Here is a 24,777-nt window from a genome sequence, read left to right on the forward strand (position 1 = left end):
GCCAGGGGTGGCACTGCAGATAGTCGGCGGGGGCCTGTCCACTCAAGGGGCTGGTTAGACCCCTTTGCCACGCTTCCAGTTACACGTACGGTGAGCCAAGCGAGCATTCACAGGAACCGTCTCACCGCCCTTCCAGTATTGAAGATTGTGGTCAAGCGCGGCATCATTTAGCATAACAATCTTTTGGCCGCATATCGAACACGAATTATCGGCTTCAAACATCTCTTCTTTCAAGCTTCGGCTAAAGAGACGAACTGCATCATTTGCCCTTTCGCCAGACACCGCATCTTTGAGTCGGGCTTGCCAAGTTTCAAACGCATACTCTATACGAGAATAGTCACCTGTGGCCGCCGTGACCGACGCGACCCATCTTTCATCGGTTTCGATCAAGTCGATGTAGGCCTCATAAATGCTGTCCGCCGATCTAGTGATTATGCCAATATCGTAGTCGTTAAACGACACTGATATAACTTGGAAGATAGAGGCATTAATGCGAGAAGCCCACTCTCCACCGCCTTTTTCGTAGACGCGCCGAAGGCGAAAGGCCTTATTCCCAAACACCGTCAGACAAGCACGCATCGCATGCTTAAACGCCCCTCTAAACTCCTTCGTCTTTTCTGCTGTGGGATTCCGATAGGTAGTAAAAAACTCGTTGAAAAATGCCTTTAATCCCTTCTTCGCTTTTGTGTAGGTCATCTGATAGAACGCTAAATAGCGGAGAATCAGAGTACGATCTGCCATCCTCTTATCAAGACCGCTCTGCCCCGCTGAGTTCTTAAACTCTTCGAGCTGGCAAAGCTCCTTAATCAAGTCATTAAGACCACCTCGATAGAGACAATTACGAATCTCCATATCGTTGAGCGCCATGCCTCCAGTGTTGAGGCGCTCAAAGATGATAAACATCAAATCTTTTGGAGCTGTCTGGCTGAGCTCAAAAGTTCTGAGGGTCGCATCCTCAAGTTTTGACTGAAGCTCGGTATCAAGCTCTGAAAATTGCTTCCCTACCAGTTCCTTCCTGATCTCCAAGCCAGTTAATGCATATCGATTCTCGAAGTAGTCAAATATGGATGTAAGGCGCTGGAGTCCATCAATCACTTCGTACTTGCCATCGTCGTTGACCGCCAAATAAATGACTGGTACAGGTAGGTCAATTAAAAATGATTCAACAAGCCTTGAGGCTCTCTTGCGATCCCATACATATTTCCGTTGCCACTCAGGGTCTACAATGATTCTGCCTTTGGTATACCAACGATGGAACTCGGATAGGCTCCGATCATTCTTATCAAGCTTGATGGTTGGCTTTGTCCCCTCTAGCGTCAGATCTCCTTCGTCAGAAGAGTCGATGACTTCATCCGTGGTGACTCCATCTGGCTGGATTGTTTCTGAGTCGTCCATCATGCTCATAGTTTTAGGCCAGTCTAGTCAGGTCTGGGGCGTGGGTCTAACCAGTCATTGGACGGTTCCGAGAACCACTCCTCTCATGTTCTCCCTTTCCGAGAACCACCCGACGCGCGGCAGGGAGGATTGCCTGAAATACCGATGCTGCATAGCCTTTCGAGAGCAGCTTCCGCTTTCTAGCAATGGTTGACGGGTCCGATAACCAGCTGTAGCCAGCGATACCCAAGTCTTACCAACCTCCCCACCTTGAGCAGCTCAAGTCCCGCAAAGAGATCCACCCCAAGCCGTTCACCCCCGCGCACTGCGCAAAGCAAACGGCACGGTGAGCAGCAGGCTCCCCCCCGCGATCAGGAACAGCCCCGGCAGTGAGATGTCGATCAGCACCCCCGAGAGGGCCTGGGACAGGGGATCGAAGGCGACGCCGGCCAGCATGGCCAGGGCCATCACCCGGCCCTGCAGCGGTGCCGGGGTCTCCCGCTGCAACCAGGCCGTGGCCAGCACCCCCACCAGGCCGCCGCCGATCCCCATCGCCGCCAGCAGGGCGGCCGCCGTCCACCACTGGCCGGCCACCGCCAGCCCCAGCAGGCCCGCCCCCAGCCCGGCCGACAGCCAGCCCAGTGCGCCCCCCGGATGGGCGATGGCGCCGAACCGGCCGGCCCACCAGACCCCCACCAGGGCGCCCACGCCGTAGGCGGCCTGGAGCCAGCCGTAGCTGGCGGCACCACCGCCGAAGCGCAGCGTCACCAGCTCCACCACGCCGATCACCACCGGGCCCAGCACGGCCAGGTTGATCATGGCGATCAGCGTCAGGCCGGTGCGGATCGCCCCGTGGCCCCAGGCGAAGGCGATCCCCTCCCGCAGGCCCTGCCCCAGGCCCCCCGTCGGGGCCGTGGCCGCCGCGGCCAGGCGAGGCCGCACCTGCACGAAGCAGCCCACGGCGAGCAGCAGCAGCACGGTGTCGAAGGCCAGGGCCGCCGTCGCCCCGGCCACCGCCAGGGCCAGCCCCGCCAGGGCGGGGCCGGCCACGTTGCTGATCTGCTCGCTGCCCTGAAGCCAGGCGTGGGCCCGGCCGAGATGGCGGTCCTCCAGCAGGCGGGGCAGCAGGGCCAGGGCAGCGGGGTAGAGGCAGGCCTCCGCCGCCCCGAACACGGCCGCCAACACCAGCACCGGGCCCAGGTCGAGGGCGTCGCGGCTGGCCAGCAGGGTGAGCACCCCGGTGGCGATCGCCAGGATCCAGCCGGCCCGCACCGCCATCGTCCGGGGTGGATGGCGGTCGCTGAGCACACCGCCCAACAGGAGCAGCAGCCCCCGGGGCAGGGCCGCCGCCATCAGCACCAGGGCCAGGGAGGTGCCCGAGCCCGTGCGCTGCAGCATCAGCCAGGTGACGGCAACGAACCAGAACTGGACGCCGGCGAACAGGAGGGTCTGGCCCAGCCAGAGCCAGCGGAAGCCCGGCCGCCGCAGCAGGGATCCGCTCACTGCCTTGGGGCTCACAGCCTTCCCGCTCACGGCCGCCCCACCCGCTCAGCGAACGGACGCAGCTGCAGCGCCTCGCGCCACTCGTGCAGCGGCCGCTCCCAGCCCTCCTCCCAGCGCTGGGCGAACAGGGGCCTGGCCTCCAGGCCCATCTGCAGCCCGGTGCGGATCGCCTCCACCAGCTCCGGCAGCAGCTCGGGGGCCCCGAGGGTGGCCGACACCAGGGCCTGGGCCGTGAGCACGGCGCCCAGGGGGTAGGGGAACTGGGTGAGATGGAAAGCCTGCAGGCCGATCTCGCCCGTCACCGTGGTGTCGAAGCCGGTGACCACGTGCCAGAGGTCGTGGGTCTGACTGAGGCGCAGCTCCACATAGGCCGCATCACTTCCGGGCACCATGCCGGCGTGCAGGTTGGGGTCGTAGCCCAACCGTGCCAGCGACGCCGCGTAGGCCTGGCCGAGGCTGCCCTCGGGCAGGGCGGCCAGCTGCTCCAGGTCGTGGGCCGGGGGGATCCAGCGCGCCTCGATCAGCGCGGCACAGGCCGGATCGCGGCGCAGCTGCTCGGCCATCAGGGCATAGGAGGGCGTCTCCAGCAGGGCCTCAGCCAGGGCCCCCACCAGCTCAAGGTCGGTGTCGCCGCCGCTCATGGCCACGAAGGTGCCGAGGACGCGGAACAGCTGGGGGGGCAGCTCCGGGGCCTCGAACGACGCCGCGGTGGGGGCGGGAGTGGGGCGGAAAACGGTGGTGGTCATCGGAAGGAACGCGAAAGAACGTGAGCAGTCCTCACGTCCAAGAAATTATGAGCATCCCTCGCCTTTGTCAATGGGATGCGAGGATCGCTCAGGTTTTCCCGGTCTGCCGCTGCGCCCATGGCCGACGCCCCCGCCCCCGCCAGCGAGCCTTCGCCCTTGCGCCGCCAGCCCCGCCAGGCCCGCAGCCAGGAACGGGTGCGGCGGATCCTGGCGGCGGCCGAGGAGCTGTTCGTGGCCGGCGGTGTCGGCAGCACCACCACCAACGCCATCGCCGCCAGAGCCGGGGTGCCGATCGGCTCCCTCTACCAGTTCTTCCCCGACAAGGGGGCGATCCTGCGCAGCCTCGCCCAGCTCTACGCCGAGCAGCTGCACGAGCTGCTCACGGCCTTCTTCGACCAGGGGGACGGCCGCTGCCTCCCCCTGGAGGACTCGATCACCGCCGCCGTGGCCCTCACCGATCGCTTCTTCCGCGACCACCCCGGCTACCCGGCCATCTTCCTGGATGTGCAGAGCGCCACCCCCGAGCTGCTGGCCATCGAGGAGGAGGCCGACGTCCGGCTGATCAACGACTGGAGCGGCCTGATGATCGAAAAGGCCGCCGCCGAGGGCAGCCCCCTCAACGAGGAGGAGGGCCACCTGATCGCCTACGTGCTGGTCAAGACCGTCGGCCACCTGCTCTGGCTCGCCGCCACCCAGGAGCAGGGCCGCCGCGACCGGCTGGTGGCCGAATGCTCCGACCTGGCCATCGCCTATCTGCGCCTACGCCTGACTGATCAGGCCCAGAGCGACTCCAGGGTGTAGGGGCCGCCCTCCTTCACCCAGAAGGTGCCGTCGATGAAGCGATGGCTCCGGTCGAGCCCGTCGATCGCCTTCATGTCTTCGGGAGCCAGCTCGACCTCGGCGGCGGCGAGGTTCTCGGCCAGGCGCGCCGGCGACACCGACTTGGGGATCACGGCGGTGCCGCGCTGCAGGGCCCAGCCCAGCACCACCTGGGCCGGCGTGAGGCCTCGGCGTGAGGCGATCGCTGTGACCGTGGGGTCCTCCAGCAGCACCGGCTGGCCGGGGGGCCGCATCTGGGGCGGCAGGCCCGGGGTGCCCAGGGGCGAGTAGCCCGTGAGGTGCACGCCGTGGGCCTCGCAGAAGGCGAACAGCCCCTTCTGCTGCAGGTAGGGATGCAGCTCCACCTGGTTCATGGCCGGCCGGATGCGCGCCTGCCCCAGCAGGCTGTAGAGGGTGGCCATGCCGAAGTTGCTGACGCCGATGTGGCGGCACAGGCCATCGTCCACGGCCGCTTCCATCGCCGCCCAGGTGGCCGCGATCGGCAGGGTCTCGAGCGACACCAGGTCGCCGGCGCCCTCGGGCATCAGCACCCCAGGCCGGAAGGCCACGGGCCAGTGGATCAGATACAGATCGAGGAAGTCGAGCTGCAGATCGGCCAGGGTGCGCGCCAGGGCCGGGGCCACGTCCTCGGGGGCATGGGCGTTGTTCCAGAGCTTGGAGGTGATCCAGAGCTCGTCGCGGCTCACCAGGCCGGAGCGGATCGCCGCCGCCAGGGCCTCGCCGATCTCCGCCTCGTTGCCGTAGATGGCGGCACAGTCGATGTGGCGGTAGCCCAGCTGCAGGGCCGCCGTCACCGCCGCACCCACCTCGCCGGGAGGGGCGTTCCAGGTGCCCAGGCCGAGCATCGGCATGGCAGCGCCGTCGTCGAAGGGGAGTGTCTTCAAGGCCTGGAACCCCAGAGGGTCCTCACTCCACCCTGGCCTTGGCACGGAAGTCAACCAACGCGAAGCTGCGGGCCTCGGGCTTGGGCGATTCGATCACCAGCTGATGGCGTTCCCCCTGGCGTCCGATTTTTGTCTCGACCACCTTGTCGACCTCCCGGCCCTGGCCGTCGAGCGCAGCGAACGTCGCCTGGATCTCGCCGCAGGGACGCTCCAGGCAGGCGACCTCCATCACGTCGATGATGCCGCCGCCATAGAGGCGGGGCTTGCGGCAGATCCCCTGGCAGCGGCGGGTGAACACCCCCTGATCCGATTCCACCCAGCCGTCGGCGAGCAGGTCCTGGCGGCTCTCGCCCCTGCCGCCGCCGGCCGGCTTCTCGGCCAGGGACGCCCGCAGCCCGGCCGCCATCCAGCCGGCGCCGAAGCCCACCAGCACCAGACCCACAGCCAGCAGCCGCTGCAGGATCGGGAACCGGGAGGGTCCGGAGGCCGGGGGAAGGGCCGGCGGCGACGGGGGCCGGCCCCCGGGGGGCACCGGCTCCATCTCGACGATCAGGTCCTCAACGGTCTTCGGGCTCGCCGCGGTCCTGTCGCTCTTGCCGGTCCTTGCCATCGTCGTAGGCCATCAGTGAACGGAACATCAGCCCGCCGCCGCTGCCGATCAGGGCGAACATCGTCAGCAGGTTCCAGAGCGAGGTGGGCTGGAAGCTCATGATCAGGGTCTGGAGCACGCCCACCGCCAGGGCCGCCACCGAGGCCAGCACCAGGAACCAGCCCCAGCGCTGGTTGCGCAGGGCGAACAGCAGGCACACCCCGATCGTCAGGGGAATCAGCAGCAGGCCGAAGCCGCCGCCCAGGCCCTGGGAGAGCCCGAAGCCGCCGCCCCAGGCCGCTCCGGCCCCACCCCAGCCGCCTGCGGCGCGCCGGCCGAAGCGGAGCCCCAGGCCCATGGGCACGGAGCTGACCATCACCTGGTTGAAGAACAGGAACGCCCCCATGGTGAAGAGCACGCCCCCCAGCAGGAAGCTGAAGAAGTCCCGGATCGGGTCCCTGGCGGCCATGGCCCTCCTGCCGGCCCCGTCATGATGGCCGGCCCCCCTGGGTTTGTCTGCCGAAGCCCACGGTCCTGCGGTTGACAGCGGCCGGTGCTGCCACGAGCATCGGCAGATGGAGGACGCCGGATCGGACGCATGACCCCCGGCGCCACCACCGTCCGCAGCCTGGTGCTCCACGCCACCGAAACCGGCAACGGCGCAGAACCACGGCAGACCAACCAGCGCTACAGGGATCCCCGGGTCGCCCTGGAAGAACGGCATCTCCAGCCCCTCCATCCCGGCGCGTTGCGGTTGCAGATGCTGCGGGTCGGCATCTGCGGCACCGACCTCCACATGACCCAGCGGGATCCGCTGGGGTTCGTGCGCAGTTCCGCCCCCGCCTCGATTCCCCTGCAGGGCCGGGTGCTGGGCCATGAGGGAATCGGCCGGGTGATCGCCACCGGCTCCGACGTCAGCCGCTTCCGGTTGGGCGACATCGTGGCGCCGGAGTCCGTGCTCAGCTGCGGGGCCTGCCGCTCCTGCCGCTCCGGCGCCTTCAACCAGTGCCTGGACGCCCGGCTGCTGGGCATGGAGAAGGACGGGCTGTTCGCCGCGATCGCCGATGTGCCGGCCCGATCGGCCGTGGCCATCGGCCGGCTGGCCGAGAGCGAGCGGGGCCTGCAGATGGCCGCCTGTCTGGAGCCGGCTGGGGTGGCCCTGCTGGCCTGCCGGAAGACCCAGATGGCACCGGGCGAGCGGGTGCTGGTCTTCGGCGCCGGACCGATCGGCCTGCTGGTCGCCATGATGGCGCGCCGGCTCCACGGCGCCGCGTTGGTGGCCGTGGTCGAGCCCTCCACCTACCGCAGGGACTTCGCCGCGGCCTGGGCCGACCAGGTGGCGGAATCGGCGGAGGCGCTGGAGATCCCGGACGGCGGCTGGGACGTGGTGGTGGAAGCCTCCGGCGTGCTCGCCAACGTTGATGCGGTGTTCCGCCAGATCGCCCCGGGCGGCCGGGTGGCCCTGCTGGGCAGGGGCGGCCAGGCCCTGCGGATCGGGGCGGTCGACCACATGATCACCAACGCCATCAGCGTCATGGGGCTGCGCGGCCACCTCGGCGGGGTCTACGAGCGGCTGATCGACCTGTGCCTCTCCGGGGTCCTGCCGCTGGATCGGATCGTCAGCAGCACCATCGAGGGGCTGGAGCGGCTGCGATCCGTGCTCGAGCACCCGGACGACCTCGCCGGCGGCGACTGCAAGATCGTCGTCAAGCTCGCCGATTGAGCAGCTCGCCGATTGACAAGCCCGCCGATTGACCGTCCCCCGAACAGCATTTTCTTCCCCCGCATGGCCAATCCCTTTCCCCTGGACGGCGAAAAGTTCCTCAAGATCCGCATCTCCGTGCGGATGCTGAAGTGCAACTTCAGCTGCAACTACTGCGTGGCGGCGGCGGGCCAGAGCCAGGTGAGCGGCATCGACTACAGCCGGGGCACGAAGCGCAACATGTGGGGCACCGAGCAGGGCCGGGGCATGGCGCGCACGGCCATCGAATGGGCCGCCTCCCTGCCCTATCGCATCGGCGTTCGCTACGACGTGCACGGGGAGCCCTTCCTCAACGCCGACGTGATCGAGGATCTGATCTGGCTCACCGCCCAGCCGAATGTGGCCTTCGTGGAGGTGCAGACCAATGCCTCCCTGTTCAGGAAGCGGCTGCCGGAACTGGCCGGCCTCATCGAGCCCTCCAGGCTCAAACTCTTCTGCACCTTCCATCACACCGAGATCGCCCTCGACGACTTCCTCGGCAACGTCACCCTGGCCGCCGACCTGGGCTTCGACGTGGTGGTGAACACCCTGCTCGCCACCGACAACGTGGCGGTCATCCGCGACGCCCTGACGCGCTGCGCCGAGCGGGCGATCCCCACCTCCGCGGATCTGAAGTTCCCCGGCTTCGATGTGCCCCCCACCGAGGCGATGAGCGACGCCGTCGATGTGGACAAGCGGGCCCGCCATTTCCTCAGTGCGGACCCGATCGAGGAGCTGCTGGCGGCCGGTGAGCCCGGCCTGGAGGTGTTCCGCACCATGGCCGACAGCGGACCGCTGGGCCGGGAGATCCGCTTCCTGGCCGCCCTGCTGGTGGGCCTCTACGGCGGCAAGGGGCGTCTCTGTTCCGCCGGCCATGACTACCTGATCGTCGACAACTGGGGCGATGTCTTCCCCTGCACCAGCTACGCCGACACCCGCACGGGCCGGCTTGGCTCCGTGCTGGACCCCGGCTTCGTTCCGGCCCTGCGGGAGGAGGTCTATGCCCCCTGCCAGTACGCCGAGACCTGCCACCAGAAGGAGGAGTACGGCAACCTGCGCCTGCTGCGCGAGCACCGCGATCTCCAGGCGATGAGCCTCAACTGTGTCTGCGGCGAGGGCAAGCAGGTGGACCCCGAAACCCTCTTCGACAGCCGCATGGCCCTGCTGGAGACCGCCCGCCACAACCCCCAGACCAGCCGCGTCGGACGACCCGCCGCCGCCGCCGCCGTCCCGGCCGGCTGAGCGGTGCTACCCAGGGTCTGGATCTTCGCGCTGCTGGCCTCCCTGGGGGGCCTGCTCTTCGGCTTCAACGCCACGACCCTCGGGCTGGTGGCCGCGACGGCCGCCAGCGACTGGTCGTTGACCCTCGGCTCCCAGGTGCTGCTGAGCGGCGCCTTCTTCCTCGGCGCCATCCTCGGGGCCGTGTTCATGGGCCGCTTCGGGGATGGCCTGAGCCGCCGCGATGTGATCACCACCAGCGCGGCCTGCTACGCCTTCTTCGGCTTTGCCTGCGCCATCTCCGAGCGCTTCGAGGAGCTGGTGGTGGCCCGCTTCTTCCTCGGGATCATCGTCGGGGTCACCTCCCTGGCGATCCCGCTCTACATCGCCGAGATCTCCCCGGCCCGGCACCGGGGCGCCCTGGTGTCCCTCAACCAGCTGAGCATCACCCTGGGGATCGTGCTCGCCTTCGTCATCGAGACGAGGCTGGTGGACGGCCAGGACATTTCCCAGCTGTACACGATCAGCGGCATCCTTGCCGTGGGCGTCAGCGCCGGCGCGATCATCCTGCCGGATTCCCCCGCCTGGCTGATCAAGCAGGGGGATGGGGATGCCGCCCGCGCCGTGCTGAAGCTGATCCACGGCCCCAACGTGGAGCCGGAGGTGGCCGCCATCGAGGAGAGCCTGACGGGCAACCATCCGAATGTGTGGGTGGCGCTGCTGGAGCCCTCGAACCGAAAACTGCTGGGGATCGGCATCCTGCTGTTCGCCATCCAGCAGCTGAGCGGCATCAACTTCGTGCTGCAGCTGGCGGGCGACGGCTCCCTGTTCCAGGGCTTCGATCTGGGCTGGGATCCGGTGATCGTGGTCGGCCTGGTGAATCTGTTCAGCACGCTGCTGTTCGTGCTGCTCGTCGATCGCCTCGGCCGCCGGCCCCTGCTGCTGGCGGGCCTGGCGGGCCTGGCCCTCTGCCTGGCCGGGCTGATTCTCGACGCCACCACCTCCCTGTTTCCGCCGCTGGCGGTGGCCGTCAGCCCCTTCCTGATCCTGGGTTACGTGTTCTTCTTCGCCATCAGCCTGGGGCCCCTGCCCTGGCTGTTCGTGGCCGAGATGTATCCGCTGCCGGTGCGGGGCCTCTCGATGAGCATCCCGATCACCGTCAACTGGCTGATCAATGCCGTCATGGTGGTCGCCGCCCTGTCGGTCGACTCCCCGGCCGACACCCTGGCGGTCTACGGGGTGTCGCTGGCCACGGCCCTGGTGGCGCTGCCGCTGTGCTTCTTCCTCTACCCGGAGACCCGGCGGCTGCGCTTCTCCCAGATCCGCCGCACCTGGCACCGCTCGGGGACCGCCGATGAGCGCAATGAGATCGCCGCCACCCTGGCCACCACCGTGGTGACCATCGGCGGCATCTTCTTCGGCTACAACCTGACGATCATCGCCGGGGCCCTGCTGCAGATCCGCACGGCCTTCGCCCTCACCCCCTTCAGCAGCGGGCTGGTGGTGAGCTCGGTGCTGGTGGGGGCGATCCTGGGGTCCTTCATCAGCGGCCATCTGGCGGGGGCCTTCGGCCGGCGCTACATGCTGATGACGACGACCGTGGTGCTCATCGTCGGCACCGCCGTCTCCGGCCTCGCCGACTCGTTGCCGATCCTGGTGCTGGGTCGCCTCGTCACCGGCCTGGCCACCGGGGTGACCGCCAGCATCGTGCCGCTGTACATCACCGAAATCGCCCCGGCCCCGATCCGGGGCCGGCTGAACAACATTCAGAATCTGGCGGTGGGCATCGGCTCCCTCACCGCCTACGGCACCAGCACCCTGCTGATGGCCGTGCCGGAGGGATGGCGGGCGATGCTCTACCTGGGTTCCGTGCCGGCGCTGTTGCTGGGGATCGGCGCCCTGTTCCTGCCGGAATCGCCGCGCTGGCTGATCACCCAGTCCCGCTTCAGCACGGCGGAGCGGATGCTGCAGAGGCTCTGCGTCGGCAACCCCAGGGAGGAGGTGGCCCAGCTCAGGGCCAGCGTCGAGCACACCTCGGCGGGCCCGGGGGGGATGCCCCTGTTCTCGAAAACCATCCGGCCTCCCCTGCTGATCGGCCTGGCCCTGGTGTTCTTCCAGGAATGCACGGGCATCATCATCGTCACCTACTACAGCCCGACGATCTTTCAGGCCTGCGGCGTGAGCGATCCCACCACCGCCATCCTGCTGACCACCATCGGGGTCGGTGGCTTCGGCCTGGCCATGTCCTCCCTCTCCTTCCTGCTGGTCGATCGGCTGGGGCGCCGCACCCAGTTCCTGATCGGCATCCTCGGCATCCTCACCAGCTCGATCGGCTTCGGGCTGATCTTCGCCGTGCTGCCCCAGGGCACCCCTGCCGTTCAATATCTCGTCCTGATCTGTTTCATCCTCTTCGTTTGCTCCTTTTCCCTGAGCCTGGCCTCCGTCTGCGGCATGGTGGTGTCGGAGATCTTTCCCCAGGCGGTCAGGGATCGGGCCATCGGCTTCGTGATCGCCTTCCAGCTCCTCTGCGGCATGGCGGCGTCCTTCCTGTTCCCCATGCTCGCCGATGCCCTGGGACTGGCGGTGGTGTTCTTCGTCAATGCCGGCATCGCCGCCCTGGCCCTCCCCTTCTGGGCCTTCGTGATGCCGGAGACCCGGGGCCGGAGCCTCGAGGCCATCGAGCAGCACTGGCTGGCGGGACAACCTCCCGCCGCCCTGCGCTGACCCTGGGCCCGGCGGGGCCCTGACTCAGGCGGCACCCACGCCGGCGGCCGCGATGGCGTCGGAGCAGACCTTGCCCAGGTAGGCCACCGGGAAGTCCGCGAACGCCTCGGCCCCAGGCCCCGCAGCCTCCGGGACCGGGGCGGGGCGGTACGCCTCCAGCACATCGAGCAGCGACAGCGATCGCTGGGCCGCGGGCAGCCGGCGCAGGGCCGGCTCGATTCGCTCCAGCCACTCCCCGTAGCTGGCCGTCCGCTCCAGGGGGAAGCCCGCCGCCTCGATCCGCTCCACCAGGGCCTCCAGGGGAAAGGCGCCGTCGGCGGGGCCACCGAGGGTGAGTTGGTGGAAGCCCTCGGGCGCGCCATCCCCGAGGGCCACGATCGCCTGCGCCAGCTGGTCCACCGGCAGGCCGCTGGCCCGGAAGCCCGCCGCCTGGCCGGCTGCATCGGTGACGCAGAAGGCCGGGGGGGCCAGGCCCGTGAGCAGGAGGCTGTGGATCAGCCGCGAGAGAATGTCGTCCGGGTTGCATTCCCCGGCCAGGTGCCGATCGGGCAGCACCAGCCCCGATCGCAGGAGGCGGATCGGCAGACCCGTGGCGGCGTGGGTGGAGCCCAGCAGCTGCTCACAGGCCCACTTGCTGGCGATGTAGCCGTTGGCATAGGAGCCATCGAGACGGATGGGCTCCTTCAGCGGGGCCACGCCGATGGTGGAGACCATGGCGATCGACTTGCGCCGGTGCGTCAGCGCCAGACGCACCACCTCGGCGGTGCCGATGACATTGGGTCGGCGGAGGTGGCGGTAGTCCAGCCGGTGATTGACCAGGGCCGCGCAGTGGACGATGGCCTCGATGCCGTGGGCCAGCCGCTCGTAGGTTGCGGCGTCCAGCCCAAGCCGCGGCTCGCCGATGTCGCCGGCCACCACCTCCAGGTGCTGCTCCGCCAGCGTGCGCCAGCGCGCCGCCATGGCCGGCTCGAGGTGGGCGAAGCGGGCGTCGAGGCGCTCCCGGGCCGACTGGGTGCGGCTGGGCCGGACCAGACACACCAGCCGGCCGCCGCTGGTGGCGAGGCGCTCCAGCCAGGCCAGGGCGACGCGGCCGCCCAGAAACCCATTCGCCCCGGTGAGCAGCACCGAGCGGGTCGGCCCTGAAGACAGTGGCAATTGCGCCGCGGCCCGCAGGGTGGGCCCGTCGATGAACGCCTCCACCCGGAAGTCGGCGGCGACGAGCACGTCGGCGGCCGGCTCCCGGGCCGGGCCGGAGCCGGCGGCCCGGAGAATCCGCGCCCAGGCCGCGATCGTGCCGTCGGGCCCGAGGATCTGGCTGGCCTCGATGGCGACGCCGAACTCCGCTTCGATCCGCACCGACAGCTGAACGGCAGCGAGGGAGTCGCCGCCCAGATCGCGGAAGCAGCGATCCTGCAGGGAGGCCTGGTCGTGGACGCCGAGGGTGCTGCCCAGCAGCAGCCGCAGCCGCTCCTCCAGGCCCAGCGCGGCGCCGGGCCGGCGGAGGGTGGCCAGGGCCGCATCACCGAGACGGTCGTGGCTGTCATAAAGGGCGGCCAGGGCCGCCGCATACCGCTGGCGGATGGCGGGCCGGAGCGGCTTGCCCAGGGAGGACAGCAGGCCATTGGCATGGGAGAAGGGTTCGTCCGCCAGCAGGAGATCCCGGGGAATCTCGAAGCTTTTCAGGCCCTTCTCGCCGGCCAGCCGCACCATCTCCTCACGCACCAGGGCGATCAGCTCGGCGGCGTCGGCGGGGGGCCGGGGCCGCCGCGCCAGGGCCTCAGGGTCCGGCACCACGACCGCCAGCAGGTAGGAACGGCTGCTCTCGCCATGGACATGGATCTGGGTCACCGAGGCGCAACCATCGGCGAACAGCTGCTCCAGCGCACCGACGGCGACGTACTCCCCCTGCGACAGCTTGATGACGTTCCGGCGGCGGTCGATGAGGGCGATCTGGCCGGGGCCGCGCTCCTCGACCACATCCCCGGTGCAGCAGAAACCGTCGGCATCGAACAGGGCCGCCGTCGCCTCCGGGTTCCGGAAGTACTCGCGGATGCCGAAGCGCGTCTTCACGCACAGTTCGCCCCTTGGATAGGGGCGATCGGTGAGGAAGTAGCCCGACTCCGGCACATCCCGCAGCCGGTACGCGATGACGTTGGGCCGGTTGAGCCGGCCGTTCATGGCCAGGCCGCCGCTGGCCGTCTCGGTGCTGCTGTAGCCCTCGTGCACCGGCACCCCGAAGGTCTCCTCCATCAACGCCCGGATGCGGGGCGCGATCGGCGCCGAAGCCACAACGATGGATTGCAGCCGGTCGCCCAAGAAGACACGCAGGTCATCGGATGTAGTCGTTCGCAGGTGCTGGTCGATCCACTCACAGAGGCGCGGAAACAGCACCAGCCCCGTCGGTCGGGCCAGGCGGATGTCCTCGAAGACGGTGGAGAGATCCGGCTTCAGGGTGAAGCAGGCCAGGCCACCGGAATTGAGGGCGGTGACCATCGAATCCCTGCCCATGATGTGGTGGAAGGGAGCGAGCACCACCGCCACCTTCGGGTCCGGACCGGAGACCTGGCGCCAGGTGTTGACCAGGGCCGCGGCCGAGATGCAGGCCCCCTTCGGCTGGCCGGTGCTGCCCGAGGTGTGGATGAGCAGGGCCATCGCCTCCGGGTCGACGGTGGCCGGGGGAGGGAGGTCGGCGGCGGCGTCCTGGCCGCGGACGATGAGATCCGGCAGGAGCACCAGGGGAACCGTCGACCCGGCCGCCCGGAGCGTTCGCTCGGCCTCCTCCACGAGGGTGCGCTCGGCCGTGATCCGGGTGTCGGCGTCGAAGACGATCAGCTGGCGGATGCAGGCGTGGCGCCGCACCAGATCCACCATCGCGGGCAGCTGGGCGATGGACACGGCCAGCGCCGCTGGGGTGGTCCGCTCCAGGATCGCGTCGAACTCGGCGGCCGAATGGTGACCCGACAGGGGCATCGGCACGGCCCCGGTGTAGGCCAGGGCCAGGTCGATGACGGCGTAGTCGATGCTGGCGAAGCCGATGATCGCCACCCGCTCCCCGCGCCGGATGACGCCATCGGGATCGCTGCGCCAGGCCGCGGCCAGGCAGCGGACCCGATCCCGCAGGGTTCGGTAGGTGATGGGGCGGAACTCGGCCAGGATCTGGCGGTGGGTGGTTCCCGTGGCGGGGTCGGCCGCAACGACATAGGCGCGCTCGGCCAGGGCGGGGCGCTCGGGATGGGCCGCCAGAACGGAGTCGATCAGGGCCCCGTAGGGCAGGGACGACGGCAGGGCAACGCTGGAATCACTCACGACAATGCTGGCCTCAGGCCGCTGCCTTGTCGTACGCGAAGGCCGCAACGTTCGCGGGCAGCGTGATGGCGTGGATGCAGGTCTGGCAGAGGTCGTAACCGGGGATGGGACGGGGCCACGAAGTCCTCGGTGACACCTTCATTCTCCAGGTTGCCCGGGCGGGAGTTCATCGTCGGCAGCATCACACTGGAGGGGATCGTCCTGATCTGCTCGACATCCTCCAGTGACAGGCCGACGGCTGTGGTGAAGACACACAGGGGGGGACCCTTGCCGTGGGCATGCAGAATCATATTGAAGTTAGCACGACATAAAGATGCGAAAGAATCATTCAAGGCTCGTCGATGTCGTCGCCGGCCGTGAAGTCGGCCGTGATGCCTTCAATGAAGGCCACCGCCTGCTGCAGTCCACGCTCCCGTTCGATCTGTTCCTTCATGCGCCTGAGGCCCCGCTTCAGTCCCGGATCAGCCATGGCCTCGCCGATCAGCTGGCGCAGTCGGTCGGCCGTGATCGATCGGGCCTCCGCCGTGAGGGCCAGCTGATGGTGGGCCGCCCGGACGGCATTGCCCGGCTGATCCCTGGCGCAGGGAAGGATCACCATGGGAACGTCGTTCTGTACACATTCCATGATCGAATTGAGGCCGCCATGGTGAACCATCACGGCCGCATGGCGCAGCAGCGTGAGCTGGGAAATCCAGGGCACCACCAGCAGGTTGGCGGATGAGGCGAACGCGCCGATGAGGGCTGGATCGCTGATGTGGAGCACGAAGAACCACTCCGGTGCCAGGGCGCTGGCTTCGGCCACGGCCGCAAAGAACCGCCGGGCCTGCGGGTAGGCCCCCGCGCTCGTACCCAGCGAGCAGAGGATGGTCGTCCGGCCGGAGGGATCGAACGGCAGCGGCGGCTCCTGGCGCTGGAAATCAATGAAATCACCGCAATGGCGCCGCTCCTTCGCCCGCGGGCCCGGCAGCTGGAAGGCGGCCGGACACAGCACAAGCTCGGGCAGGACCAGGTGCGGGCCGATCTCATCCTGGAGATAGGTGACGTTGCGCCGCAGGCGGATGCCGGACTGCCGGGCCACCCACAGAAAGGTGTCGGTGAGGTGGTGCATCCGCAGCGGGGCCCGGTAGGCACCGAATAGCCGGGAAGCCAGGCGCTTGGTGGCCAGATACCGCAGATGCATCAGCTTCCAGGCCAGGGAGATCCGCAGGGCCGAGAGCACGCCCCGGCCCGGCCTGAGGGAGGTCACCGCCGGGGGGATGCGGGCGTTGTCGAAGAGGAACAGCGAGGTGGAGATCTGGATGGTCGGGAGGCCCAGCCGCAGGGCCCGCAGGGCCACGTACCAGAGGAACGAATCACACAGCAGCAGGTCCGGCCGGGCCGAGAGCAGGCAGGCATCGAGGCTGCCGTCGACGATGGCGGTGGTGTAGCGGCGAAACAGGGCGTCCGCCGCCGGGGGCTCCTGCCCGTCGCCGGGCGTGGCAAAGAGATCGCCCGCGAATTCGATGAACGCGAAGCCCTGGCCCTCCACCAGTTGCCTCACCCGTGGAAGCCCGAGATAGGTCACCCGGTGGCCCCGGGACACCAGGGCCCTGGCCAGCCGGAACGTCCCCAGGTGATGGCCCGCCTCGCCATGCATGGAGAACAGGATCTTCACGCCGTTGTCACGGCCTCAATCGACCGGCCGGCAGCCTTCGAACCACATGACGTGCCGGGCCGGGTCGTAGTCCTTGTACTGACCCGTCAGCTGGATGCCCTGGCCGGTCCGCAGGGAGAGGGCATAGGCGCCCTGGCCCTTGGCGGCCAGGCAGCTGATCTGGGTCAGGAAGCGGAACTTGCCGAACCTGATGGCCAGATCGTTGGTGGAATTGGGAATGTCGTAGGCGATGCGATAGGCACCGCCGTCCTTGGCCACATGGGCCACCCGACCCTTGATCGTGAAGGTCTTGCCCTGGTAGCGGGAAGGAATCGACGCGGCGTTGGTGTCGGCTTCCTGGGAGATCTGCTGCGACAGCACCAGGGCATCGATCACGACAGGGCCGGCCGTTGACACCGCCCCGGCACTCCGCTCCGCCGCCGCGATGCCTTCAGCGCCACCTTTGACGGCGTTCAACATGGCGCAGAGTTCGGTGCGCGCCCCACCGGCGCCCGCCAGCATGCCGGCCGGGAGCTTCGCTTCCAGCTTCACCCGGGCAGCCGCCTGCTCGGCCTGGGCGGTGGCGATGATCGGGAACGGCCGGGCGGCGCCCGATCGCGGCTGCTCGAGCAGCATGCTGCCGTCGTCCGCCTCCTCGCTGAGGATGTCGTAGCCCCGGGCGGCCGCGATGCCGCGCAGCTGGCGAATCGCCACCGGCACGGTCAACGCATCGACCGTGACTTCGGCGCTGAACCGCGTCCCGGAAAGGGGGTTCCCCTTCTGCGCGAAGCTCTCTTCGCAGCTGCCGGCCCGGGCCGCCGAAGGCAAGGCCAGGGCCAGCGCCAAACCGCCCAGGGGAACCACGAATCGAAGGGCTGGAAGGAACAAACGCGGCGTGGGCTCACTGGCGGCGACTCTACCGAGGCCCGCCAGTGAGCCCTACATCGCCGCCGTTGCCGCCGCTCACCCATCCCAGGGTGCGCCCATCCCGCCGCCTGCATCGCTTCACAGCGCCTCAGCCAGTCCTGCCTGTCCGGAATAAAGAACACCAGCAAGTCTTCCGGTGTGGGTGATGGAGCGACGGGATGGGTACGGCAATACGTGAATTCAAAGTGATACGCCCCGCCCGGCTCTCCCAGCATCACCCCGTCAAAGCCGTCGTGGTTGTCGAAATTGTCGAGACGCGTGAGCCCCAGACCCTCGCCGTACAGGACTTCCGTGCGGCGTAGATCCGTCACTGGACGGGCCAGTCGGACGTGGGGGATCATCAGGACCGCTTCAAGTCCAAGAGGGAGTTGATCCCCAATGCAAGTCAGGCTGCTGCTCAGAGGGTGAACGCCTCTCGCCCATGGCGGCCAGGACGGACTCCTGTGCCAGGCGTCCAAGCCGCGCGCGGGGCTTGCCTGTCAGCCCAAGCCAGTCAGGGATCAAAGAGCCTTGGGAGGCGAAGTGCTCGACATGAACCACCACGACCTTCCCATCCGTATAGCTCACATCATTCAGTTTCCGCCACTCTCCGGGCCGGGCAAACCCGAAGATCTTCATGGCTGCGTCGACATAGTTGAGGCCAGTGCCCAAGCCAAACATGACGATGAGCTTCGTCGCCTCGGGAAGGGAGCCGAGGAAGCGGCTGGCACAACTGGTGGCCACGTCGTGTCCAAACGGCAGGGCCACAAACTGATCAAGCATTCCACCGCCAGATCCCTTCCAACCCGCCGACTTCCTGTCGTATCGCTCGACCGTGCAGCGCACTAGGGAGCCAAAATGGAAGCGTCCGGATGGGTCTGCGATCAGTTCATCCACGGCCTTGCTGCCCCTCTCCATCAGCACCCCTGGCAGCAGACCAAGATGGGCGAGGATTTTGGCTACGTTTCCACGACTCGCCTTGAAGGCAATCTCGTCGTGCGGAGTGCTGGCCAAGGAACCCGCCTGACGCGGTCCCTTTGAGAAGCCAAGGAGCACGATTTCAGGAGTGCTGCTTCCCCAGGCAAGTGGATTATTGGTGATGCGCCAGTCGCCTTCCTTACGTCTGGTCTTGTCGAAAACGACTGGCTTGCCTTCAAAGCACAGGTTGCAATCAACGCGGCCATGAGAAGGGAGACACGGCATGGCCAGGATGTCCTCGTTGTCTCTTGATCCGCCAACGGCTGTTGGCGACAAATCCATAATGGCCTCCCCCCAGCCACCGGGCAGGCCGCCGAATCAGCCCCCTGCCGTTCCTTCCCAGGCCCCCGCATCCAGATAGGTCGCCGCCGGCAGCGGGCCCGCCAGGAGCCGCTCGTCGCTGGGGTTGAGGGGGCCGGCCAGCAGTTCGGCCGCCGCGATGCGGGCCGACGCCGGCAGGGCCGGCTGGTCGGGGTCGAAGGCGGTGGGGTGGGTGACGCTGCTGGAGAAGCCGCGGAAGATCAGCAGCTCAAAGGGCTCCTCGCCCGCCCCGGCGGGGTCCGGCTCCGGCAGCGGCAGGGTGCCCACCAGGCGCAGCACCCGGTCGGGGCGCTCGCGGCTGATGACTTCCAGCGCCGCCAGCAGGGCCGCCACGGAGGGGGAGGCGGCGTCGGGCGTGGTGTCGGTCATGGGGGACAACGCCGAAGAACAGCTCAGAACTCGCCGGCCACCCGGCCCAGGCGCGGCAGGCGCACCACCAGCCACTGCAGCAGGCCCACCACGTAGGCCACCAGGGCCGCATAGCCGACGAAGGCGGCCACCCCCGTCGTCCACTCGCCGCCGAACACGAAGGCGAACACCCGGGCCACCACGCCGTGGAGCCCCTCGGGGGCCTCCAGCCAGGCCCGGCAGAGGCGAAGACCGGCACCGGCGCCGCCCATGCAGGGCAGGGCGGTGATGGCCAGGCTCGCTCCGCCCAGCGACAGCAGGGTCAGGCTCCAGCGCCAGATGCGCAGGGTGAGCGGCAGGGCCCGCCAGGGGGGCATGTCGGCCAGCTCCTCATTGAGATCCACCCAGAACCACAGGCTGGCCACCACCATCAGCGGCGCCACCACCAGCAGCAGGAAGCCGGTGGGGCGGTTGCCCGTGAGCAGCAGCAGGGCGATCAGCTGCAGGCTCGCCACCTTCCAGTAGAGGCCCATCAGGCGCACCAGGGCCTGCTCCTTGCGGAGCGCCGCCCAGACGAGCAGCACCAGCGGCAGCCCAACGGCGAACAGCATTCCAAGCCGCACGTCGAGCCAGACCAGGGAGCGATAGAGCTGTTCCGGCACGTCCGCTCGGTTCGGTAAGGCGCCATTATCCGTGTGCCCCCCAGGCGATAGGGTCCGTCCATGGGCTCCCTCCCCTCCTTTCCCTGGTTGCAGCGTCGTCCCGACGCCCCCTGGTGCCGCACCGCCCTCGGCCGGGATCCCTCTCTCCAGGAAGCCGTCAACCAGGTGTTCGAGCAGCTCCGGGGCGCCGGTGAGGCCGACCTGGCCCTGGTGTTCGCCTCCGCCAGCTACGCCAGCGACCTGCCCCGCCTGCTGCCCCTGCTGCAGCAGAAACTCAGCGCCGCCCACTGGCTGGGCTGCGTCGGCGGCGGTGTGGTGGGCACCGATCCGGCGGGCGCGCCCCATGAGATCGAACAGCAGCCGGCCCTGACGGTCACCCTGCTGCGGCTCCCGGGCGCCAGCCTCCATCCCTTTGCCATCGACACCACCTCCCTGCCCGACCTTGATGGCCCGGCCGAGCCCTGGCGGGAGCGGGTGGGGGGCGAACTCGAGGACGGCCAGTCGATGCTGCTGCTGCTCGATCCCACCGGCACCGCCATCAACGACCTGATCAGCGGCCTGGATTACGCCTACCCCAACACCACCAAGGTGGGCGGCATCGCCGGCCCCCACAGCGCCGCCCACGGCTCCCTGCTCTTCGACAGCGGCACCGCTGCCCCGAACACTCCCGCCGACACGGTCCGCAACGGGGCGGTGGGCTGCCTGATCAGCGGCGCCTGGCGGCTCGATCCCCTGGTGGCCCAGGGCTGCCGGCCGATCGGCCCGGTGCTGGAGGTGGAGCAGGCCCAGCGCAACGTGGTGATCGAGGTGAGCTGCGGCAGCACCCGCAACAGCCCCGTGGCCGCCCTGCAGTCGATCCTCGTCGACCTCACCCCCGCCGAGCGGGAGCAGGTGAAGCATTCCCTGTTCCTCGGCGTCGGCCGCAGCGACTTCAGTCTCCCCAGCGCCGACCTCACCCCCGTGGCGGAGGCGCCCGGCTCCTTCCTGGTGCGCAACCTGATCGGCGTCGACCCCCGCAACGGGGCGGTGGCGGTGGGGGAACGGATGCGGGTGGGCCAGAAGGTGCAGTTCCAGCTGCGCGATGCCGATGCCTCCCGGGACGAATCCCGCCAGCTGCTGGCCGGACAGGCCCGGCGCCGCAGCGAGCCCCTGGCCGCCTTCCTGTTCGCCTGCCTGGGCCGGGGCGAAGGCCTCTACGGCGAGGCCGACGGCGATGTGAACCTGTGCCGGGAGGTGTTCGGCACCGTTCCGATCGCCGGTCTGTTCTGCAACGGTGAGATCGGCCCGGTGGGGGGCACCACCCACCTGCACGGCTACACCGCCAGCTGGGGCTTCCTGGTTCCCAACGACCCGCCCGGGGGCACCGCCACACCGCTCTGATGGTGCGTCAGCACGTCAATCCCCTCAGCCGGATCCACCAGCTGGCGCGGCCCCTGCCGCCGCTGATCGAGCTGTTCGCCGATCCCTCCCTGCCCCTGCATCTGGATATCGGCTCCGCCCGGGGCCGTTGCCTGCTGGCCATGGCCCCCCTGGCGCCGCAGCGCAACCACCTCGGCCTGGAGATCCGCCGGCCCCTGGTGGAGGCCGCCGAGGACGACCGCCGCCGGGACGGGCTCACCAACCTGCGCTTCCTCTACGGCAACGCCAACGTCAACCTGCCGGAGTGGCTGGCGCAGCTGAGCCCCGGGCAGCTGGAACTGGTGACACTGCAGTTCCCCGACCCCTGGTTCAAACTGCGCCACCGCAAGCGCCGGGTGCTGCAGCCCGCCCTGCTGCTGGCGATCGCCGCGGCCCTCGCCCCCGGCCGGACCCTCTTCCTGCAGAGCGATGTGGAGGCCCTGATCACCCCGATGCGGCAGCTGGTTGGGGCCAGCGGCGCCTTCGAGCTGGCCGGGCCCGAGGAGTGCGGCCCTGAGCGAAATCCCCTGCCGGTGGCCACCGAACGGGAAGGCCAGGTGCTGGCCGAGGGCAAGCCGGTGCACCGCAGCCTCTACCGCCGCAACAACGCCCCCCTGCCGCCACTGGCCGATCTGGAAGCCCACCTGGAACCCACCACCAGTGGCGTCGATAATCGCCTCGACGCTGAAGCGGATTGATGGTGCCTGCCCCAGCTCCCGTGCCCCTGCTGCTGCGCTGGCAGGGGTTGCTGGCCGGCCTGCCCGCCGGCCGCCTCGGCGCCCACCTGCCCCTTCTGGCGGGCTGGATCCTCTGCGCCCTGATGGCCGGCCTGCCCCTGGTGACCCGGGCGGGCCTCAGCCTGCTGATCGCCGCCTCCGCCCTGCTCTGGGTGGTCTGGGCCCTGCGCACCCCGCCGGGCCGCCTCGGCGCCATCAACATCTGGCTGCTGCTGGTGATCGCGATCGCCGTGGTGGCCACCGGCTTTTCGCCCGTGCCGAAGGCCGCCCTGGTGGGCCTGTTCAAGCTGCTCAGCTACCTGAGCGTCTACGCCCTGATGCGCCAGCTGCTGGCCGCCGCCCCGGCCTGGTGGGACCGGCTGGTGGGCGCCCTGCTGGCCGGTGAACTGATCACCAGCGTGATCGGCATCCGCCAGCTCTACGAGGCCCCCGGGGCCCTGGCCCGCTGGTCGGACAACAACTCGGTGGCCGAGGGCACGGTGCGCATCTACAGCACCCTCGAAAACCCCAACCTGCTGGGGGGCTACCTGCTGCCGATCCTGCCCCTGGCCGTGGTGGCCCTGCTGCGCTGGCAGGGACGGGGCCGGCGCCTGTTCGCCCTGGCCAGCCTGGTGCTGGGCCTGGTGGCCCTGGTGCTCACCTACAGCCGCGGCGCCTGGATGGGGATGGTGGCCTCCCTGGGCCTGCTGGCCCTGCTGCTGGTGCTGCGCCAGACCCGCGACTGGCCGCCCCTGTGGCGGCGCCTGTTCCCCCTGCTGCTGCTGGCCGGGGCCACCGTGGCGCTGGTGCTGCTGGTGACCCAGGTGGAGCCGCTGCGGGTGCGGGTGATGAGCCTGGTGGCCGGCCGGGAGGACAGCTCCAACAACTTCCGCATGAACGTCTGGACCTCGGCCCTGGCGATGATCCAGGACCGCCCCTGGATCGGGATCGGCCCGGGCAACAGCGCCTTCAACCTCATCTATCCGCTGTACCAGCAGCCCAAGTTCAACGCCCTCAGCGCCTACTCCATCCCCCTGGAGCTGCTGGTGGAGGCCGGCATTCCGGGGCTGCTGGCGGGGCTGGGCCTGCTGCTGAGCGCCGTGAAGGTGGGCCTGGGCCAGTGGCGCAGCAGCGCCCCCCTGGCCCTGCCCTGCCTGGCGGCGGTGGCCGTGTTCGCGGGGCTGGGGGTGCAGGGCCTCACGGACACGATCTTCTTCCGGCCGGAGGTGCAGCTGATCGCCCTGTTCAGCCTCGCCACCCTCGCCGCCTCGGCGGCGGATCCAGCGCCATGCGACTGATCGCCGGCTTCGACGCCGGTCAGACCCACACCACCTGCCGCCTGGCCCTTGTAGGCGATGGCATCCCGCCGGGGCTGGGCCCGGTGGTCGGGGAAGGGGAAGGCCCCGGCTTGTGCCACCTGGCCGCCCCCGAGGGTCCCGAGCGCTTCGGGGCCGCCCTGCGGGAGAGCCTGGTGCGGGCCCGGGCCCATCTCATCGACGCCGGCGAGTCCGCCGGCACGGCCGTACTGGTGGCGGCCGCGGTGGGGGCCAGCGGCATCGAACTGGGCACGGCGGTGCAGGACCAGGGGCGAGCCCTGGCGGCCGCCGCCCTGGGGCTGGCCCCGGAGAAGGTGGTGGTCACCGGCGACGAGCGCACCGCCCTGCGCGGGGCCTTCCCTGCCGGCCCCGGCATCGTGGTGATCAGCGGCACCGGCACCATCGCCGTCGGCCGCGACGGCCGTGGGCGCGAGCACCGCTGCGCCGGCTGGGGCTGGCTGCTGGACGGGGCCGGTTCGGCCATGGACATCGGCCGGGACGGCCTGGCCCTGAGCCTGCAGATGGCCGATGCCCGGCTCCCCGAAACCCACCTGCGGCGGGCCCTGTGGGAGGCCCTGGATCTGGACCCGGACGACCCGGGATCTCCCCAGCGGCTCAAGGCGCTGGTGGTGGCCGACGGGTTCGGCGCCGCCGGCTTTGCCCGGCTGGCGCCGGTGCTCGACCGGCTGGCCGCCGCCGGCGATCCCCGGGCCCTCGCCGTGATGGAGCACAACGCAGGGGCGCTGGCGGCGATGGCGGCAGGAGTGGCCCGGTGCCTGGATCTGGTGGGGCCGGCGGTGTGCCCGATGGGAGGAGCGCTGCTCCATCTGGAGCAGCTGCGGGACCCCTTCGGCCGCAGCCTGACCCTGGCCCTGCCGGGCAGCCGGCTGGTGGGGGCCGCCGGCGATGCCTGCCAGGGGGCCCTGGCGATGGCAGCGGCCCTGCTGAGTGGGCCTCAGCCGGCCTGAGCCGCCAGGGGAACGAGGGCCAGGGCGCCGCCGAGCACGGCCAGCAGCAGGGCCAGCCGGGTGGTCCAAGCCAGGGGAAGGCGGCGCATCAGCAGGAAGGAGCCACCGCTGACCAGCACCGAGGCCGCCAGGGCACCGGCCCACCAGCCGAAGGCCGAAGCATCGACAGGGGCCTCACCGCCGTGCAGGGCGCCATGCAGTGCCACCGCCGCGGCCACCAGGCCGCCACCGAAGGCCAGACCAGGGCTGCGGCTCTCGCGGTGGGCGTTCAGGATCAGCAGCGCCACCGCCGAGATCGCCAGGGCGGCGAGCACCTCGGCGAAGGGCATGGTGAAGCCCATGGCCCCGGCCAGTCCCCCCAGGACCGCACCGGCCAGGCCCCAGAGCAGCAGCTGGGCCGACACATAGGAGGCGGCGGCGCCGACCCCGATCAGCAGCAGCAGGTGGTCGACCCCGGTGATCGGGTGGAGGAAGCCGTAGCTGAGGCCGCCGTGGGCCAGGCCATGGGCCTGGGCCGGCTGGCCGACGAGCACGAAGCCGAGGGCGGCGGCGCCCCCCAGCAGGGTCCAGGAGCGCAGACGGGAGAAGTGGATCATCGAGGTTCCC

General features: G+C 69.2%; 22 protein-coding genes. 8 read left to right on the forward strand and 14 right to left on the reverse strand.

The features are described 5' to 3' along the window. Window positions 1–54 precede the first annotated feature (54 nt). The 3 genes from CJZ86_RS10185 to CJZ86_RS10195 all read right to left on the reverse strand — a co-directional run bounded on the left by CJZ86_RS10185 (window position 55) and on the right by CJZ86_RS10195 (window position 3,623). Window positions 55–1,395: a GmrSD restriction endonuclease domain-containing protein gene (locus tag CJZ86_RS10185; RefSeq protein ID WP_198960114.1), complete on the reverse strand. Its 1,341-nt coding sequence runs from the start codon at window positions 1,393–1,395 to the stop codon at window positions 55–57. A 291-nt stretch (window positions 1,396–1,686) separates the two neighbouring features. Continuing rightward, window positions 1,687–2,877: an MFS transporter gene (locus CJZ86_RS10190; protein ID WP_233133960.1), complete on the reverse strand. Its 1,191-nt coding sequence runs from the start codon at window positions 2,875–2,877 to the stop codon at window positions 1,687–1,689. A 26-nt stretch (window positions 2,878–2,903) separates the two neighbouring features. Then, window positions 2,904–3,623 (reverse strand): Coq4 family protein, encoded by a 720-nt coding sequence (locus CJZ86_RS10195; RefSeq protein ID WP_094585843.1) that lies wholly within the window; start codon window positions 3,621–3,623, stop codon window positions 2,904–2,906. A 117-nt stretch (window positions 3,624–3,740) separates the two neighbouring features. Between CJZ86_RS10195 and CJZ86_RS10200 the strand changes: the two genes are divergently transcribed. Continuing rightward, window positions 3,741–4,424 (forward strand): TetR/AcrR family transcriptional regulator, encoded by a 684-nt coding sequence (locus CJZ86_RS10200; protein ID WP_094585844.1) that lies wholly within the window; start codon window positions 3,741–3,743, stop codon window positions 4,422–4,424. Here the strand turns inward: CJZ86_RS10200 and CJZ86_RS10205 are convergent. The 3 genes from CJZ86_RS10205 to CJZ86_RS10215 are packed head-to-tail and all read right to left on the reverse strand — an operon-like array spanning window position 4,397 to window position 6,405. Continuing rightward, window positions 4,397–5,347 carry an aldo/keto reductase gene (locus CJZ86_RS10205; RefSeq protein ID WP_094585845.1) on the reverse strand — a complete coding sequence of 317 codons (951 nt, stop codon included), beginning with the start codon at window positions 5,345–5,347 and terminating at the stop codon, window positions 4,397–4,399. The two genes, CJZ86_RS10200 and CJZ86_RS10205, sit on opposite strands and share 28 nt — an antisense overlap. 22 nt (window positions 5,348–5,369) lie before the next feature. Continuing rightward, window positions 5,370–5,957: a hypothetical protein gene (locus CJZ86_RS10210; protein WP_143594129.1), complete on the reverse strand. Its 588-nt coding sequence runs from the start codon at window positions 5,955–5,957 to the stop codon at window positions 5,370–5,372. Next, complete coding sequence (locus CJZ86_RS10215) at window positions 5,905–6,405, reverse strand: hypothetical protein (protein ID WP_094585847.1); 501 nt, start codon at window positions 6,403–6,405, stop codon at window positions 5,905–5,907. Before CJZ86_RS10215 ends, CJZ86_RS10210 begins: the two co-directional genes overlap by 53 nt. Window positions 6,406–6,534: 129 nt before the next feature. On the opposite strand from CJZ86_RS10215, the gene CJZ86_RS10220 reads away from it, so the two are divergent. The 3 genes from CJZ86_RS10220 (at window position 6,535) to CJZ86_RS10230 (ending at window position 11,619) form a co-directional block, all read left to right on the forward strand. Continuing rightward, the gene (locus CJZ86_RS10220) at window positions 6,535–7,659 is read left to right on the forward strand and encodes a zinc-dependent alcohol dehydrogenase (RefSeq protein WP_094585848.1); all 1,125 of its coding nucleotides are present in this window, start codon (window positions 6,535–6,537) and stop codon (window positions 7,657–7,659) included. Window positions 7,660–7,722: 63 nt separating this feature from the next. After that, window positions 7,723–8,919: a radical SAM protein gene (locus tag CJZ86_RS10225; protein ID WP_094585849.1), complete on the forward strand. Its 1,197-nt coding sequence runs from the start codon at window positions 7,723–7,725 to the stop codon at window positions 8,917–8,919. Between the two features lie 3 nt (window positions 8,920–8,922). Further along, complete coding sequence (locus CJZ86_RS10230; RefSeq protein ID WP_094585850.1) at window positions 8,923–11,619, forward strand: sugar porter family MFS transporter; 2,697 nt, start codon at window positions 8,923–8,925, stop codon at window positions 11,617–11,619. Between the two features lie 24 nt (window positions 11,620–11,643). On the opposite strand, the gene CJZ86_RS10235 is transcribed toward CJZ86_RS10230, so the two are convergent. The 7 genes from CJZ86_RS10235 to CJZ86_RS10265 all read right to left on the reverse strand — a co-directional run bounded on the left by CJZ86_RS10235 (window position 11,644) and on the right by CJZ86_RS10265 (window position 19,773). Then, entirely contained in the window at window positions 11,644–14,925 is a 3,282-nt protein-coding gene (locus CJZ86_RS10235) for an SDR family oxidoreductase (protein WP_158219547.1), read from the reverse strand. A 328-nt stretch (window positions 14,926–15,253) separates the two neighbouring features. After that, window positions 15,254–16,579 carry a glycosyltransferase gene (locus CJZ86_RS10240; RefSeq protein ID WP_094585852.1) on the reverse strand — a complete coding sequence of 442 codons (1,326 nt, stop codon included), beginning with the start codon at window positions 16,577–16,579 and terminating at the stop codon, window positions 15,254–15,256. A 15-nt stretch (window positions 16,580–16,594) separates the two neighbouring features. Beyond that, window positions 16,595–17,386, reverse strand: coding sequence for a hypothetical protein (locus CJZ86_RS10245; RefSeq protein ID WP_353615224.1), 792 nt, complete (start codon window positions 17,384–17,386; stop codon window positions 16,595–16,597). Beyond that, window positions 17,281–17,826, reverse strand: coding sequence for a VOC family protein (locus CJZ86_RS17640; RefSeq protein ID WP_353615223.1), 546 nt, complete (start codon window positions 17,824–17,826; stop codon window positions 17,281–17,283). Before CJZ86_RS17640 ends, CJZ86_RS10245 begins: the two co-directional genes overlap by 106 nt. A 10-nt stretch (window positions 17,827–17,836) precedes the next feature. Then, complete coding sequence (locus CJZ86_RS10255) at window positions 17,837–18,724, reverse strand: hypothetical protein (protein ID WP_198960115.1); 888 nt, start codon at window positions 18,722–18,724, stop codon at window positions 17,837–17,839. Window positions 18,725–18,760: 36 nt separating this feature from the next. Next, complete coding sequence (locus CJZ86_RS10260) at window positions 18,761–19,132, reverse strand: DUF7734 family protein (protein WP_094585854.1); 372 nt, start codon at window positions 19,130–19,132, stop codon at window positions 18,761–18,763. A gap of 23 nt (window positions 19,133–19,155) precedes the next feature. Beyond that, complete coding sequence (locus CJZ86_RS10265) at window positions 19,156–19,773, reverse strand: DUF3177 family protein (protein ID WP_094585855.1); 618 nt, start codon at window positions 19,771–19,773, stop codon at window positions 19,156–19,158. A gap of 60 nt (window positions 19,774–19,833) precedes the next feature. Between CJZ86_RS10265 and CJZ86_RS10270 the strand changes: the two genes are divergently transcribed. From CJZ86_RS10270 to CJZ86_RS10285, 4 genes are read left to right on the forward strand one after another with little or no spacing between them, the layout of a single operon-like run. Continuing rightward, the gene (locus CJZ86_RS10270) at window positions 19,834–21,153 is read left to right on the forward strand and encodes an FIST signal transduction protein (protein ID WP_094585856.1); all 1,320 of its coding nucleotides are present in this window, start codon (window positions 19,834–19,836) and stop codon (window positions 21,151–21,153) included. A gap of 2 nt (window positions 21,154–21,155) precedes the next feature. Continuing rightward, entirely contained in the window at window positions 21,156–21,869 is a 714-nt protein-coding gene (gene trmB, locus CJZ86_RS10275; RefSeq protein WP_094585886.1) for a tRNA (guanosine(46)-N7)-methyltransferase TrmB, read from the forward strand. Continuing rightward, a complete protein-coding gene (locus CJZ86_RS10280) occupies window positions 21,869–23,185 on the forward strand; it encodes an IctB family putative bicarbonate transporter (protein WP_094585857.1) in 1,317 nt (438 codons plus the stop codon). The genes trmB and CJZ86_RS10280 overlap by 1 nt, the downstream gene beginning before the upstream one ends. Continuing rightward, window positions 23,176–24,171 (forward strand): N-acetylglucosamine kinase, encoded by a 996-nt coding sequence (locus tag CJZ86_RS10285; protein ID WP_094585858.1) that lies wholly within the window; start codon window positions 23,176–23,178, stop codon window positions 24,169–24,171. The genes CJZ86_RS10280 and CJZ86_RS10285 overlap by 10 nt, the downstream gene beginning before the upstream one ends. Here the strand turns inward: CJZ86_RS10285 and CJZ86_RS10290 are convergent. Beyond that, complete coding sequence (locus tag CJZ86_RS10290; protein ID WP_094585859.1) at window positions 24,159–24,767, reverse strand: HupE/UreJ family protein; 609 nt, start codon at window positions 24,765–24,767, stop codon at window positions 24,159–24,161. The genes CJZ86_RS10285 and CJZ86_RS10290 overlap by 13 nt on opposite strands. Window positions 24,768–24,777 lie beyond the last annotated feature (10 nt).

It is taken from the genome of Synechococcus sp. BO 8801 (assembly GCF_002252675.1).
Lineage (GTDB): Bacteria > Cyanobacteriota > Cyanobacteriia > PCC-6307 > Cyanobiaceae > Cyanobium.